Below are 13,146 nucleotides of genomic sequence, written 5' to 3'. Positions count from 1 at the left end.
TTCAGATACTTACTTCTTGTAACGTCTGTTGAATTTCTCAACACGTCCTGCAGTATCAACAAATAGTTTCTTACCAGTGTAAAAAGGGTGTGAAGCAGAAGATACTTCCACTTTAACTAATGGATAAGTGTTTCCATCTTCCCACTCGATAGTTTCGCTGGAATTCATTGTAGACTTCGTCAAAAATTTGAACTCGCTTGACGTATCGTAGAATACAACTGGTTTATAATCAGGATGAATGTCTTTCTTCATGGCTTCTAAATTATATCTCCCTCAAAAAGGACTGCAAATGTAGTGACTTGCTGAATATTTCACAAACTTCTCAGTTTTATAATTAAATAAAAATCAATCAATTGAGTTTTTTCTATCTGTATAGCCCTACTAACTATTATCTTCACCGCGACATGCTACTATGAAAAAGCTATTTTTTGTCCTTATTCTGAGTTTATCTGCTCATATGCTTTGGTCGCAAAGCACATTCATTCCCTATAATCGAGATTACTATCATTTGATCGATCGGTTTCAAATCAGGTATAGTGGTGGAGAAAACATTATTCAAACCTCGTTCAAGCCCATCAGAAGGATTGAATTAGCCAACTTCCTGGAGACCTTGAAAGAAGAGTATCAAAATATGTCTCCGCAGGACCAGTTCAATTACGAGTTCCTGATGAATGACAACTGGCGATATACCGGTTCGGAATACAACAAGAATCCGAAACACTGGTGGAACCTGGCTTATGAGCGTAAATCAGATCTGTTTGTTTATGAAAGCGGGGACTCATATGTGAGAATCAACCCGGCCATGACTTTTACAGTGGGTAAAGAGACTGATTCTGATAAGTTGCTTTACACCAATACCAGGGGGATTGAAGCTCAGGGAGCCATTGACAACAAAATTGGCTTCTATACCCTATTGACGACTTCCCAATCACAGTTTCCAGGATACGTATACGACAGGGCCTTTCCGAATGGAGCTTTGGCCCATGAAGCCTCATGGAAAAAGTTTGGCGATACCGGAGTGGATTACTTTCATGTGCGAGGCTATTTCACTTTTAATCTAACCAAAAGCATTGATGTTCAGGCAGGATACGATAAGCAGTTCATTGGTAATGGACTGCGCTCGATGATCATGTCGGATTTTTCGTCCCCTTTTCTCTTTGCCAAGACCAATACGCGAGTGGGCAGACTGACCTATACCAACCTGTTCAGTCAAATGACCAGCGATATTATCTTCAATCAGGGATTTCCTGAAGAAGGTAATTATCCCACTAAATTCTTTGCCATGCATCGCATTGGTGTCGATGTGAATAGCAGACTGACTATAGGCCTTTCGGAGTACATTGTTTCACAGAAATCTGAAATAGAATATTTCAACCCTATCATTTTCCTTCGGGCTGTTGAGCTCTTCCAGGGAAGTCCCGCCAATGTGCTCATTTCTATGGATGCGAAATATGATTGGAATAGGAAGCTAAGAATCTATGGTCAGCTTATTTTCGATGACTTTGAGATTGATGCCTTAAGGTCTGGAGACAAGGGCTGGGAGATTAAATTCGGTACTCAGTTAGGTGTGGAATATTTCGATGCGTTTGACATCCAAAACCTGGACCTTCAGATAGAGACGAATATTTCAAGACCTTACTTCTATGCGCATGAAGAACCACAAATGAGCTATACCAATGCCAGAAACCCTTTGGCGCATCCAATGGGCTCAAACTTTAAGGAGATCATATTGGCAGGAAGATATCAACCGCTTCCTAAACTATTCGTACAAGGAAAACTGATCAGGACCAGTTATGGAGAAGACCGGGACGACCTCAATTTTGGTGGAAATCCACTTTTAGATACTGATACCCGGATCGGCCAGACAGGAATCGAGATTGGTCAGGGTGTATCCACTACCAATACTTATCTGGAACTAACCGGAAGCTACATGTTGTTGCACAACGTATTCCTGGACTGGAAGAATGTTTACAGAAAGAAGGACAGTGAAATTGAAGCACGTTCTTCCAATACATTCATCACCATGCTCTCCTTGCGCTGGAACCTGCCACAAAGAGAGCATGAGTTCTAAACAAAGCTTTTAATTACCTAACTTGCCCGCTGATTAGCGCATGAGTACTTACGGTCGGATTATTTCATTTGCCAAGCCCTATCACAGGTATTTTCCACAATACATCGTGTTTGCGTTGTTGGCCATTATTTTCAGCCTAACAAACCTGGCTCTTCTTGAGCCCCTTTTCACGGTTATTTTTGAAACCAAAACTCAAGAAAAATTAGCCAAGCTGGCAACAGTCGGTGACTTTGAATTTAGCGGCTCTTATTTCAAGGGGCTGTTCTACCAAAAACTGATTGCGGTAAGAAATACCTATGGTAAAAGCAGTATGCTGATTTACGTCAGTATTGTTATTGGTACTTCAGCACTCCTCTCCAACCTATTCACTTATTTCTCTAACGTCATCATGGGTTACATGAGGGCTGAGGTGATCCAGAAAATCAGAGATAAGGTTTTTCACAATACTTCCGGTCTGCACTTAGGCTTCTTTGCCGGTGAAAGAAAGGGCGACATCATGTCGCGCATGACTAACGATGTTCAGGAAATCGAAGTAACCCTGATCAGTTCTATTAAGGTATTCTTCCGGGAGCCGGCTACCATCATTATTTACCTCGCTTTTCTTTTTGCTACTTCCTTTAAGCTTACGCTTTTCACTCTGGTGTTCTTCCCCGTGATGGGAACCATCATTTCGGAGATTGTCAAAAGACTGAAGAAGAAGGCCCTCCTCAGCCAGGAATCACTGGGCAGAATTGTTAACCTGATGGATGAGGTTTTTGGAGGAATGAGGGTGATCAAAGCCTTTAACGCCAAGGGTTATGTGAATGATCTCTTTAATAAGGAGACCAATCAATATAAGAAGATCAGCATGTCAATGTCTCGCAAGAACGAATTGGCATCACCAGTATCGCAGTTCTTAGGAATCATTGTGGTTGCCACCTTACTAGTTGTTGGTGGTAATCTGGTCTTAAGTAATGAAAGCGACTTAGAAGCTGAGCAGTTGCTCACCTATATTATTGTATTTAGCCAGATTCTGAATCCTGCCAAAAGCATTTCGCAAAGTGTGAGTAATATTCAAAGAGGACTGGCATCGGCAGAAAGGATTTTCAAACTGATAGATGAAAAAGCTAAAATTGAGAACAAGACCAATCCGGTAATCATAGATCAGTTCAGTCAGCATATTGAATTCAAGCAGGTTGGTTTCACTTACGAGAAAGAACCTGTACTACAGAACATAAACCTGAAAGTCAATAAAGGTGAAACGGTGGCCCTGGTTGGTTCTTCGGGAGCTGGCAAATCGACATTGGCTGATTTAATTCCTCGATTCTATGATGCCACTGAAGGCAGTATCTCCATAGATGGCCATGAGCTGAGGGATATTGAAATTAAGTCGCTAAGGCATTTGATGGGCATTGTCACACAGGAGTCTATCCTGTTTAATGATACAGTAGCCAAGAACATTGCCTTTGCCATGCCCGATGCCAAAGAAGAAGACATTGTTCAGGCAGCCAAGATAGCCAATGCACATAATTTCATCATGGAGCTAGAGCATGGTTACCAGACCAATATCGGTGAAAGAGGCGGAAAGCTTTCGGGTGGACAGCGTCAGCGAATCAGTATTGCCCGGGCCATTATGAAAAACCCTCCCATCCTTATTCTTGATGAAGCAACATCTGCATTAGATACAGAATCAGAAAAACTGGTGCAGGAAGCCTTGAGCAACCTGATGAAAAACAGAACATCAGTTGTCATTGCTCACAGACTAAGTACCATTCAGCATGCTGACAAAATTTTGGTTATGGAAAAGGGCCGAATTGTAGAACAAGGTACACATCAGGAGTTGCTAAAGCTGGGAGGCATCTACCACAAGCTAATTAATATGCAATCTGTTTAGACTTATTCAAGTATTTTTTGGCTTATTATGCTAAATAATTTAAATTCAACCCAATGGAGAACAAGGAGCTAATCGTAAGTGAGTTAAATGAAGCAGCAAAGGTTTTAGACCAGTTCCTTTCTAATGATGCTAACATTATGGCTATTGAAAATGCTGCCATGCTCATGGTCGATGCCATTAACGCAGGCAACAAAATTTTCAGCTGTGGCAACGGTGGTTCTCATTGTGATGCCATGCACTTTGCTGAAGAATTGACGGGCAGATATAGAGAAGATCGAAAAGCATTGCCAGCCATAGCGATTTCTGATCCCAGCCATATTTCTTGTGTATCGAATGACTTTGGATATGACGCCATATTCTCGCGTTATATCGATGGGCTTGGTAAAGAAGGTGATGTATTGCTAGCCATTAGCACCAGTGGTAACTCCAATAATATTCTCAGGGCCAGTGCCATGGCCAGACAGAAGAAAATGAAAGTGGTGGCCCTTACCGGAAAAAACGGTGGTGAATTAGCAGAATTGGCTGATGTAGAAATCAGGGTTCCGCACTTCGGTTATGCCGACAGAATTCAGGAGATCCACATCAAAGTCATTCACATCATCATACAATTAATCGAGAAGCACACGGTTGGAACTGTCTAAAGGATATGGAAGTGCCGTCTTTGGCGTAGATGCTCAGATTATCAGCATTGAAGTCAACATAGTTGATGGCACCAAATTCTACCTTTCAGGCTTACCAGACAGCGCAGTCAAAGAAAGTGAACACCGCATTGAGTCGGTCTTCAAATACTTTGAGTATCGTATGCCCCGCAAGAAGGTAGTGGTTAATATGGCTCCTGCCGATATTCGCAAAGAGGGATCTGCTTATGATTTACCCATTGCCTTGGGGGTACTGAATTCTTCAGGGCAAATTATCGCCAAGGAACTGGAGCGCTATGTGGTGATGGGCGAGCTTGCTCTCGATGGCACCCTTCGCCCCATTAAAGGAGCTCTACCAATTGCCATAGAAGCCCGCAAGAAGGGTTTTAAAGGGTTTATACTTCCTCTTGAAAATGCCAATGAGGCGGCTATAGTCAATAATTTGGATATCATAGGAGTAACCAATCTGGTAGAAGCCATAGAGTTTCTGGAAGGTAAACGCAGCATAGAGCCTATCTTCTATGATACCCGTGATAGTTTCTTCAGTCAGCTCAATGATTATGAAGCGGACTTTGCTCATGTGCAAGGTCAGGAAAATATTAAACGAGCTCTTGAAATTGCGGCCGCAGGTGGACATAATGTAATTATGATTGGTCCTCCTGGCGCAGGTAAGACCATGCTGGCCAAAAGGCTCCCCTCTATATTGCCCCCATTGAATTTGCAGGAGGCTTTAGAAACCACAAAAATTCACAGTGTGGCAGGCAAGCTGGGTTCTAATGCACAGCTGATCACCCAACGTCCCTATCGAAGTCCACACCATACTGTTTCAGATGTCGCCTTGGTAGGTGGTGGTGGAGTACCACAGCCTGGAGAAATCTCTTTAGCCCATAACGGAGTGCTCTTTCTCGATGAGCTTCCTGAGTTCAAGAGAACGGTGTTAGAAGTCATGCGACAACCACTCGAAGAACGAAAAGTCACCATCAGTCGCGCGAGGCTATCTGTTGAGTTTCCGGCCAACTTTATGCTGGTGGCCAGCATGAACCCCTGCCCTTGTGGTTATTATAATCATCCTGAAAAAGAATGTGTCTGCGGTTCAGGACAAGTTCAACGCTACCTCAATAAGGTTTCAGGACCATTGCTTGACAGAATAGACCTGCATGTAGAGGTAACTCCTGTTTCCTTCGATCAAATGACCCAAAACAGAAAAGCTGAAAGCAGTGAAACGATAAGAGAAAGAGTGATTGCTGCCAGAGAGGTTCAACAGGCGAGATTTAAGGAGCATGGAATTCACTCCAATGCGATGATGGGCAGTCAAAAGGTAAAAGAAGTCTGCCAAATCTCAGAAGCAGGTAAGACCTTGCTGAAGACTGCCATGGAAAGGCTCGGCCTTTCGGCTCGTGCCTATGACAGGATTCTTAAAGTAAGCAGAACCATTGCCGATCTTGACAGCAAAGAAAACATCGGAATAGAACATCTGGCAGAAGCCATTCAATACCGCAGTCTGGACAGAGAAAACTGGGCAGGATAAAGATTTCCGACTTTCACCCATCGTTAATGATGTCGTATGATCACGCTCCATTGAGCTTCTGAAAAGGCCAAATTCTGATCAAGAGAAGAATTTTTACACGGATACCCGTGATTTTTAAGGTAAATACTGACTTTTAAAGCACAGATTAATCAAACAAATTCAGCGATAATTATAATTGATGGAGTTAATTGAAAACATCCATCACCATGAAAACAATGAACCTGTTTGGCATTTTGCCAGTGATTGTAGCTTTTCTGGCTGTAGCCTGTCAAACATATCCAGAAGATACTCTAACTGAACTTCCTCAATCAAAATATGAACAAGAATCAGATGATTTCGAAAACTACGTAAAACAAGTTTTAACTTCTTCAGATCAGGTTCATGAGTCATTTGGTCAGGTTGCCTTTCATGAGGCTTCCAGGTTTAAGGCGAAGAATGGAACGGAGGTAATGACATTGCCCGTATTCAGGACAGACAGTCAGTATATTGAAGCTTTAATCATTGCCACTGAAAGTGATGGAAAAAGGAGAATAGGCATGCTTCAGCATGGTCAACTATTTAGTCTACCACAGAATGTCGTTTCGCATTACCTACTAGCCAATCTATTTTTGGCTTACAATGAAGTCATCTTCCCTGATCATCAGGAAAGCTATTCTTCAGTTATTGGCTACAAAAATCAATCTAGAGGGGAAAGAAATCTTACCCCGCTGGAAGATGATGAAAATACCTATGGGCTAGTTGAATATGAGAACTGCACCTTGTACTTTTTAGGGACAAAAGACGATCCATATCGGTATTTCATGTATGCCGACTGCTACACTGATGTCTACTGGGAAGAGAGTCCAAATCATGATGTCATTATCGATGCCGGTGGCTCAGGAGGTGGGGGAGGTTCGGAATATAGAAACTGTTCAGGCTCCATCATCTGTTTTCCATTAGTCAAATATCCTAAGGGATCTGATTATGCAACCAAATACCCCAAACTCACAGAATATCTTAAAAATCAAATACCAACTATCGCTTCCAACACCTTGATCGTTGAAGCCATCAAGAAATATACAGGCCTATCTGCAGAAGTTATAAAAAAGCAACTTAGGTGGGGTGAAGGCCCTGAAATAAGAGTAAAGCAACTGGATAACTTTTGTGCTACCTGTAATTCTGATACTTACGGTATTTTCGATGGGAACAAAGAACCTAATGCCATATATATCGATTCCGACTTAGTAATGGATTTAGAGAGTTCAATACCTAGCACAGGAATTGCCGATTCTTTTGCATTTCTTGTTGGGGTTACATTGTTACACGAGCTAGTTCATCTTGGCGATTGGACAGACGGATCGGATTATCCTGGTGAGGAAGGACATCTTTTCGAAAAGGATGTTTATGGTCAATCAGTCTGGAGAAGCAATGCTCAGGCAATTTTAAAAAAAGGTAAGTAGTTAGTTATGTTATTTGTCATTGTATTTCTCTCTCTTTTTGGAATTTCAACAGCTCAAGAAAGCTCCACTTCAGAAGATCAATTGATTCTGTCAAGCGTCCTTTTCCAATCCGATTTCAAAAATTACTTGCATTTAGACTTGAATGACGAACGAAAGAAAATCTTTATAGTCAAATCTCAGATAACTGAAGAACTAAAGGGTTTTGAAAGGGATGGGACACAAATTATGGTAGCGTCTAAAAGTGATATAACAGGAAAAAATTACATTGAAATTCTTGAGTTCAAAATCACCCAAGACCTTGCATCCATTCATTTTTTCTACGCAATAGAAAATGTTGAAGTACAAGCAAAACTTTTAAAAAAGGGTACATGGAGCGTAAGTGATATCCGAATTATTGAGCCGTAAAACTTCATCTCTACAATTTTCTGTCAAACCAATCGAATGGGTTAGAGAAGATGGTGCTAAAGCTTTTGAAGAATTCAACAATCGTGCGGCAGGTGTGGATAAATCAGGTAGTTGCTTTCAGCCAGGCAGCAATATCATGCAATCAATTTACTCAGCTTATGCGAATCATTCTCATATTACTGCTATGTTCTAACCTATTAAAGGCACAGGTATTTCAGGCTGGTATTGAAAAGTTTGAATTAACAGATAGTGCTTTAAGGTCATCCATTGAAACCGTTATTAAGATGGAAGAAAAAAAGGATAGCCTGTTTGCCAACGGCAAGGGGTATCTGATCATTAGTGTTGATGAGTCTATTCGCGAGGGCGACAGAAGCTCCGGGCTTGGACTTGACACCCTAGTGACTTATCAAATCAACATCTCATTCGCTCATCCGGAAGAAGATATTAATGATTTAATGATGCTTTATCCAACACACTATTCTCAGGTGAACGGGAGGGTTCTGGCCTATCAAACAGGAAACCGCATTTTCTCATTTACACCTGAGGGTAAACAAGCTTACCTTGAAGACCTTAAAGGAAATCTGGAGCCATTCCCTGCTGAGTCATTGAGGAAAACCTGGAACCTGAAAGGTTTTTATCTGATCCATATACTCGAGAACAGAGTATCACAAGAAACTGCACCTCCAGCAATAGAGTACAGAACATATAAGCAGAATTAGCCTTTACCTATGAAACTACTTCTATTTCTGATAGTCAGCTCTTTCCTATATGATCAGGAAACTAAGATTAAAGAAGTAACTGATATTTCCACTGTTCAACTGATCAGTTCTATTCAGTCCTGTAGTAATTATAGTACAAAGGCGTTTATATTCAGTAGTCATAGAAAAACTAACCCTTATAGATCAGCACAGAACGATAGTGGAGAGATAATTCAGTCCTACTGTTTTGCTATTTCTAACATAGATGGGTACCCTAAAACCTCTGTATTTGAAGTTGGAGCCCTTTATAAACCAGAGATTACTGAAGTCAGGCCATTTAATGAAAATATTGAGGTTGATGTATCTTACTTTGCCAAGTACCAAAAGGGCAAAAAGACTTTAAAAGTTATCAATCACCAAATTGCCCAAAAGTAACCTAAACAACCTCTTGCAAATGAATCCATCTACAAATAGGAGAACTCAACTATGCTAAAATCTTTTACCTCTTCCAGATTCAGCATCATACTAGTGGGGTTTATTTTCTTGAGTTCTTGCTCCGGCAGCCATAGTCCATTGAAAAGTGCCGAAAGAGAATTAAACAAGCTGGTCTACGACCTTTCTCTCACTGAGACTGAACTTCAAAACGTTTATGAGAATCATTTTCATGTACAACCGGATCGACAGGCTCTGGCCATTGAGCTACTTTCAGAGATGAGGAATACGCTTCTGCAACAAAAAGTGTTTATAAATAGTATCGTTGAGCTTGATTCAAATAGTGAATTCAATCAAAATATGATCTCCTTTGCAAGAGACATGAACATACAAGTAGTTTATATGGCACAATTCAATAATCAGGATTTCAAAATTTATTTTAGTCTGAATGACTCAAAACTGGTGCTTTTCATTCCAATGAATAACGGACAGAAGGGCATTATTACCTTTTAAGCCACATCACATGGAAAACAAAGGCGTTTCAATAACAACCAATCCAATATTCATATATGTTACGGTTCTTTTTATGACAACAGGTTGTAATTTACTGCCAAACAAAAATGAAGTAATTCTAATCCCAACTGACAATAATGGGGGATATCAACTAAAAGAATACAATTTAAACCGTGGAGAATCAAGTGACTCAATTATCATTTTTGGATCCGTCAATTCCATCATTAGTAAGAAGCCCTTACCGGCAAGCTTTGTTAAATGGGGATGCTTAACAGAGATCACTGATGGCTCTGGAAACTTTAAGATTAGCATTTCGAGAAATATAGATGTCCCTTTAAGACTTTCAGCCAGTAGCATGTTGTATCAGGAAATTATTACCAGAGAAATAAACATTAAGGATTATGACTCATTAAGAATAGACTTTCACCTCGACCTGAGCAGGAAATCATTTCCTGATTGCAATTGACATCAGCAACCCATGAATAAAGGGTAAACAAAAAATCCCCGGCTCTCACCGGGGATTCTACATCCAAACCTTATGGGTATTACTTATTCAGTTTCTGACTGGCAAAATAGGAGACTAAAAATCCTACCCCTATCATTATAAAGATGGCAGTGAAGTATGGCATGGGGTTACCATCGTGTCGAATCCAACCCATATCATAAGCCACGCTGGCAAAAACAGAACCCAAAACAATCCCTAAGCCCAGGCAGATAAATACAATTCCCATTACTACAGTAAAGAAGTAATTTCTCTTCCTCGGCTCAGTTTTAAAGAGTTTGGCGTCTGCTCCTTTTTCAATAAGCATCATTCTCTCTTTGTGTCTGGTGTGATAATAGTAGTATATCAAGCCAACCGTTCCCGTAATCGAGAAAGTGAAGAATAATGCTGCAACTAAAGCTCCGTCCATGACATTCAAAATTTAAGTTCTATCCCCTTTGATTTAGGCTTGCTCAAATTGGTTACACCCTGGACCATAATTTTCCTGGCCACTCAGGTAGAATGAATATAAAACCATAAATTCCATTTCATCTGTAACCTCGAAAGGATCCGCTTAGTCCAAGTCAAAAAATGAAAGGGCACAATGAATCTTATGCAATGGAACTGATTATCGCTAAAGTAAAGCAAGGCGATATGGTTGCATTCAATGCCCTGATTGACGAATACAAAGGCATGGCATTTACCCTGGCCCTTAAAATGATGAAGAACAGGGAAGATGCAGAAGAGGTAGCTCAGGATGCTTTTGTCAAAGCCTATAAGTATATCAACCAGTTTGAGGGAAAATCAAAATTCTCCACCTGGCTGTATACCATAGTCTATAACACTGCACTAACCAGGCTCAAGAAAAAAAAGCTGGATATGCAGGATATAGAAGGACATGTGATTGAAGATTCCAGTGCTTATGCCGAGTCCGGATCCGAATGGAGAAAGCTTCAGAAAGATGAACGGAGCAGCTATATTCAGCAAGCTCTTGAATTATTGGTAAGCGAAGATCAGATAGTGATCACATTATTCTATCTGAATGAAAACTCCCTGGCCGAAATCTGCGAGATTACTGGCTGGGAATTGTCTAATGTAAAAGTTAGATTGCACAGAGCCAGAAAAAGACTGCTGGCAGCCCTTGAAAAACTGTTAGATACGGAGGTTAAATCTCTGCTATGAGCAAATTTGAATTATCAGATAAAGAACTGAAGCAATTGCTTCAAAATGAGGGAATGGACGAGCCTTCATTGAGCTTCAATAGGTCCATTATGGATGAGATTGCTGCTTATGAGCGAACCAGATCTATTAAAACTCCCCTACTCCTTAAGGTGCTGTTTGCAAGTTTTATGATTATTCCGGTGGTACTAATTTTTGCCCTGGGAGGCATAGACCTTGGCTTGAAAGACACTCTTGGGGTAGAAGACTTTACCGTAACAACTCCGGACCTTACCTTTACTGTAGACAATAACTACATCTACTTTATGGCCTTTCTGGTAGGTATTGCCTGGCTGTCGGTTTTTTTCTACAGAATGCTTACTCATTCAGGTAACCACTCGGTTAAAAACAGTTAATCGTTTCATTCAGGACAGGCTATTCACCAATTTTAGGTGTCTTACCTGTAATGAAGTTTGTATTAATCATATTCTTCTTTCTGGCATCCTCGCTGATGGTTCAGGCCCAAACTGAACGATTGAGTGGTAAGGTAGTTGATGCTGAAACCGGATTCCCTGTACCCTATGCCAGTGTTTTGGTTTCCAATAAAGGCCAGGGCATTGGTGCCTCTGTCGATGGAAGATTCCAGTTTAGGGTTGAAAAAGGAGATACACTGCAGATATCATCTATCGGATTCGAAACACTCAGTATCGCGCTCAACTTTGACGAGATTGATTTTTCAGAAACCGTTATTTTCAAACTCAAGCCTGCTGCCTACGAACTGGACTCCATACAGGTGATTCAACTAACCGACAATTTCTATCTCAAACGGCCAAAATTCGACACACTGGATATCGGTATCAGAATCCCCAAGAACGTGACAGACTGGAACGAAATTCAAGTAGACCCTGTCGTCAAAAACGGGGAAATCGGTTTTGTTATCTCAGGTGTCTTCAATGACTTTGACAAGCGAATTCAGCAAAGTCGTATTATCAATGAATACAAGAAGTCAAAAGAATTTCAGGACAAGCGCCAGGCCGAAAGAGAGAAATACTTCAACAAGAAACTGGTGAAACGGGTAACCCGAATAGATGATCGGGTGATTGATGAGTTTATGGAGTTCTGCAATTTTCTCGATGGGCAAATCATCGGTAAAAGTGAATATGAAATCACTAAACTAATTCTGGAAAAGTATAAGGCCTTCCTCAGGCGTTAGAGCATCGGTTTCAGATAACTCCAAACTGTCTTGGCCACGATTTCATGTCCCTTCTGATTAGGATGAATACCATCAGATAAATTCAACTGTGGGTCACCTCCCACTCCCTCCAATAAAAAGGGAATCAATTCGGTATCCATTTCTTTGGCAATTTCGGGAAAGAGATTTTTGAATTGATCAGTGTAGTCCTGCCCCAGGTTTGGCGGAATCTGCATGCCCGCCAATATGATTTTTGCCTTAGGGTTAGCTGCTCTAACCTTCTTTATCATGGCCTTGAGATTCTTCTCAGACTCTTCCAGGCTTAAACCCCGTAGCCCATCGTTACCTCCCAACTCCAGCACAAAGACATCCGGCCTGGCCCGCAAAATCCAATCGATTCTGTTCAATCCCCCAGCTGTAGTTTCACCACTCAGGCCCGCATTAACCACTTCGTAATTCATTCCGGCTTCCTCAATCCTTTCCTGTATTAGCGCGGGAAAGGCATTTTCCATATTGATACCATAACCAGCCGTGATACTGTCTCCAAAAAAGACGATTCGCTTCTTGCTGTCCTGAATAAGACAAGTGGCTACAATAAAACTTAGTACCAGACTACCTACCTGAAGCACTTTAAACATTTGTCGAGCAATTTTTCTTATCTATAAAAACCATTGAACTAAATATTAGTTCTTGCGTCTTTTGAATATAAATCATCCAC

16 protein-coding genes are annotated in these 13,146 nt (G+C 41.0%); 13 read left to right on the top strand and 3 right to left on the bottom strand.

Going from position 1 to position 13,146, the window contains the following annotated elements:
* Positions 1-9 precede the first annotated feature (9 nt).
* The gene (locus ACOOEY_RS12525) at positions 10-252 is read right to left on the bottom strand and encodes a type B 50S ribosomal protein L31 (RefSeq protein ID WP_420385057.1); all 243 of its coding nucleotides are present in this window, start codon (positions 250-252) and stop codon (positions 10-12) included.
* Positions 253-412: 160 nt separating this feature from the next.
* Between ACOOEY_RS12525 and ACOOEY_RS12520 the strand changes: the two genes are divergently transcribed.
* From ACOOEY_RS12520 to ACOOEY_RS12475, 10 genes are all read left to right on the top strand, one after another.
* Positions 413-2,071, top strand: coding sequence for a capsule assembly Wzi family protein (locus ACOOEY_RS12520; RefSeq protein WP_420385056.1), 1,659 nt, complete (start codon positions 413-415; stop codon positions 2,069-2,071).
* Between the two features lie 40 nt (positions 2,072-2,111).
* Positions 2,112-3,944, top strand: a complete 1,833-nt coding sequence (locus ACOOEY_RS12515; protein WP_420385055.1) for an ABC transporter ATP-binding protein — start codon at positions 2,112-2,114, stop codon at positions 3,942-3,944.
* Positions 3,945-3,997: 53 nt separating this feature from the next.
* On the top strand, positions 3,998-4,585 hold the full coding sequence (lpcA, locus tag ACOOEY_RS12510) for a D-sedoheptulose 7-phosphate isomerase (RefSeq protein ID WP_420385054.1): 588 nt from the start codon (positions 3,998-4,000) through the stop codon (positions 4,583-4,585).
* Positions 4,572-6,110, top strand: coding sequence for a YifB family Mg chelatase-like AAA ATPase (locus ACOOEY_RS12505; protein WP_420385053.1), 1,539 nt, complete (start codon positions 4,572-4,574; stop codon positions 6,108-6,110). The genes lpcA and ACOOEY_RS12505 overlap by 14 nt, the downstream gene beginning before the upstream one ends.
* A 206-nt stretch (positions 6,111-6,316) precedes the next feature.
* Positions 6,317-7,549: a hypothetical protein gene (locus ACOOEY_RS12500; protein WP_420385052.1), complete on the top strand. Its 1,233-nt coding sequence runs from the start codon at positions 6,317-6,319 to the stop codon at positions 7,547-7,549.
* A gap of 6 nt (positions 7,550-7,555) precedes the next feature.
* On the top strand, positions 7,556-7,954 hold the full coding sequence (locus tag ACOOEY_RS12495) for a hypothetical protein (RefSeq protein ID WP_420385051.1): 399 nt from the start codon (positions 7,556-7,558) through the stop codon (positions 7,952-7,954).
* A 158-nt stretch (positions 7,955-8,112) separates the two neighbouring features.
* On the top strand, positions 8,113-8,673 hold the full coding sequence (locus ACOOEY_RS12490) for a hypothetical protein (protein ID WP_420385050.1): 561 nt from the start codon (positions 8,113-8,115) through the stop codon (positions 8,671-8,673).
* Between the two features lie 9 nt (positions 8,674-8,682).
* A complete protein-coding gene (locus ACOOEY_RS12485; RefSeq protein WP_420385049.1) occupies positions 8,683-9,087 on the top strand; it encodes a hypothetical protein in 405 nt (134 codons plus the stop codon).
* 51 nt (positions 9,088-9,138) lie between these two features.
* The gene (locus ACOOEY_RS12480) at positions 9,139-9,597 is read left to right on the top strand and encodes a hypothetical protein (RefSeq protein WP_420385048.1); all 459 of its coding nucleotides are present in this window, start codon (positions 9,139-9,141) and stop codon (positions 9,595-9,597) included.
* A gap of 10 nt (positions 9,598-9,607) precedes the next feature.
* Positions 9,608-10,063 (top strand): hypothetical protein, encoded by a 456-nt coding sequence (locus ACOOEY_RS12475; RefSeq protein ID WP_420385047.1) that lies wholly within the window; start codon positions 9,608-9,610, stop codon positions 10,061-10,063.
* Positions 10,064-10,142: 79 nt separating this feature from the next.
* On the opposite strand, the gene ACOOEY_RS12470 is transcribed toward ACOOEY_RS12475, so the two are convergent.
* Positions 10,143-10,508 carry a DUF6249 domain-containing protein gene (locus ACOOEY_RS12470; protein WP_420385046.1) on the bottom strand — a complete coding sequence of 122 codons (366 nt, stop codon included), beginning with the start codon at positions 10,506-10,508 and terminating at the stop codon, positions 10,143-10,145.
* A 161-nt stretch (positions 10,509-10,669) separates the two neighbouring features.
* On the opposite strand from ACOOEY_RS12470, the gene ACOOEY_RS12465 reads away from it, so the two are divergent.
* From ACOOEY_RS12465 to ACOOEY_RS12455, 3 genes are read left to right on the top strand one after another with little or no spacing between them, the layout of a single operon-like run.
* A complete protein-coding gene (locus tag ACOOEY_RS12465) occupies positions 10,670-11,260 on the top strand; it encodes an RNA polymerase sigma factor (RefSeq protein ID WP_420385045.1) in 591 nt (196 codons plus the stop codon).
* Complete coding sequence (locus ACOOEY_RS12460; RefSeq protein WP_420385044.1) at positions 11,257-11,652, top strand: hypothetical protein; 396 nt, start codon at positions 11,257-11,259, stop codon at positions 11,650-11,652. Before ACOOEY_RS12465 ends, ACOOEY_RS12460 begins: the two co-directional genes overlap by 4 nt.
* A gap of 50 nt (positions 11,653-11,702) precedes the next feature.
* A complete protein-coding gene (locus ACOOEY_RS12455) occupies positions 11,703-12,449 on the top strand; it encodes a carboxypeptidase-like regulatory domain-containing protein (RefSeq protein WP_420385043.1) in 747 nt (248 codons plus the stop codon).
* Here the strand turns inward: ACOOEY_RS12455 and ACOOEY_RS12450 are convergent.
* Entirely contained in the window at positions 12,446-13,066 is a 621-nt protein-coding gene (locus ACOOEY_RS12450; RefSeq protein ID WP_420385042.1) for an arylesterase, read from the bottom strand. The two genes, ACOOEY_RS12455 and ACOOEY_RS12450, sit on opposite strands and share 4 nt — an antisense overlap.
* Positions 13,067-13,146 lie beyond the last annotated feature (80 nt).

This window comes from Roseivirga sp. (genome assembly GCF_965216855.1).
Lineage (GTDB): Bacteria > Bacteroidota > Bacteroidia > Cytophagales > Cyclobacteriaceae > Roseivirga.
The sequence above is the reverse complement of the archived record's forward strand: the minus strand, read 5'-3'. Positions and strand labels throughout refer to the sequence as shown.

Excerpts from the sequence above, each read along its gene's own strand:
- ACOOEY_RS12495 (WP_420385051.1), top strand. The coding sequence starts at position 7,556 with ATGTTATTTGTCATTGTATTTCTCTCTCTTTTTGGAATTTCAACAGCT.
- ACOOEY_RS12500 (WP_420385052.1), top strand. The coding sequence starts at position 6,317 with ATGAAAACAATGAACCTGTTTGGCATTTTGCCAGTGATTGTAGCTTTT.
- lpcA (WP_420385054.1), top strand. The coding sequence starts at position 3,998 with ATGGAGAACAAGGAGCTAATCGTAAGTGAGTTAAATGAAGCAGCAAAG.
- ACOOEY_RS12490 (WP_420385050.1), top strand. The coding sequence starts at position 8,113 with ATGCGAATCATTCTCATATTACTGCTATGTTCTAACCTATTAAAGGCA.
- ACOOEY_RS12455 (WP_420385043.1), top strand. The coding sequence starts at position 11,703 with ATGAAGTTTGTATTAATCATATTCTTCTTTCTGGCATCCTCGCTGATG.
- ACOOEY_RS12480 (WP_420385048.1), top strand. The coding sequence starts at position 9,139 with ATGCTAAAATCTTTTACCTCTTCCAGATTCAGCATCATACTAGTGGGG.
- ACOOEY_RS12525 (WP_420385057.1), bottom strand. The coding sequence starts at position 252 with ATGAAGAAAGACATTCATCCTGATTATAAACCAGTTGTATTCTACGAT.
- ACOOEY_RS12450 (WP_420385042.1), bottom strand. The coding sequence starts at position 13,066 with ATGTTTAAAGTGCTTCAGGTAGGTAGTCTGGTACTAAGTTTTATTGTA.
- ACOOEY_RS12460 (WP_420385044.1), top strand. The coding sequence starts at position 11,257 with ATGAGCAAATTTGAATTATCAGATAAAGAACTGAAGCAATTGCTTCAA.
- ACOOEY_RS12475 (WP_420385047.1), top strand. The coding sequence starts at position 9,608 with ATGGAAAACAAAGGCGTTTCAATAACAACCAATCCAATATTCATATAT.
- ACOOEY_RS12485 (WP_420385049.1), top strand. The coding sequence starts at position 8,683 with ATGAAACTACTTCTATTTCTGATAGTCAGCTCTTTCCTATATGATCAG.
- ACOOEY_RS12520 (WP_420385056.1), top strand. The coding sequence starts at position 413 with ATGAAAAAGCTATTTTTTGTCCTTATTCTGAGTTTATCTGCTCATATG.
- ACOOEY_RS12515 (WP_420385055.1), top strand. The coding sequence starts at position 2,112 with ATGAGTACTTACGGTCGGATTATTTCATTTGCCAAGCCCTATCACAGG.
- ACOOEY_RS12470 (WP_420385046.1), bottom strand. The coding sequence starts at position 10,508 with ATGGACGGAGCTTTAGTTGCAGCATTATTCTTCACTTTCTCGATTACG.
- ACOOEY_RS12465 (WP_420385045.1), top strand. The coding sequence starts at position 10,670 with ATGAAAGGGCACAATGAATCTTATGCAATGGAACTGATTATCGCTAAA.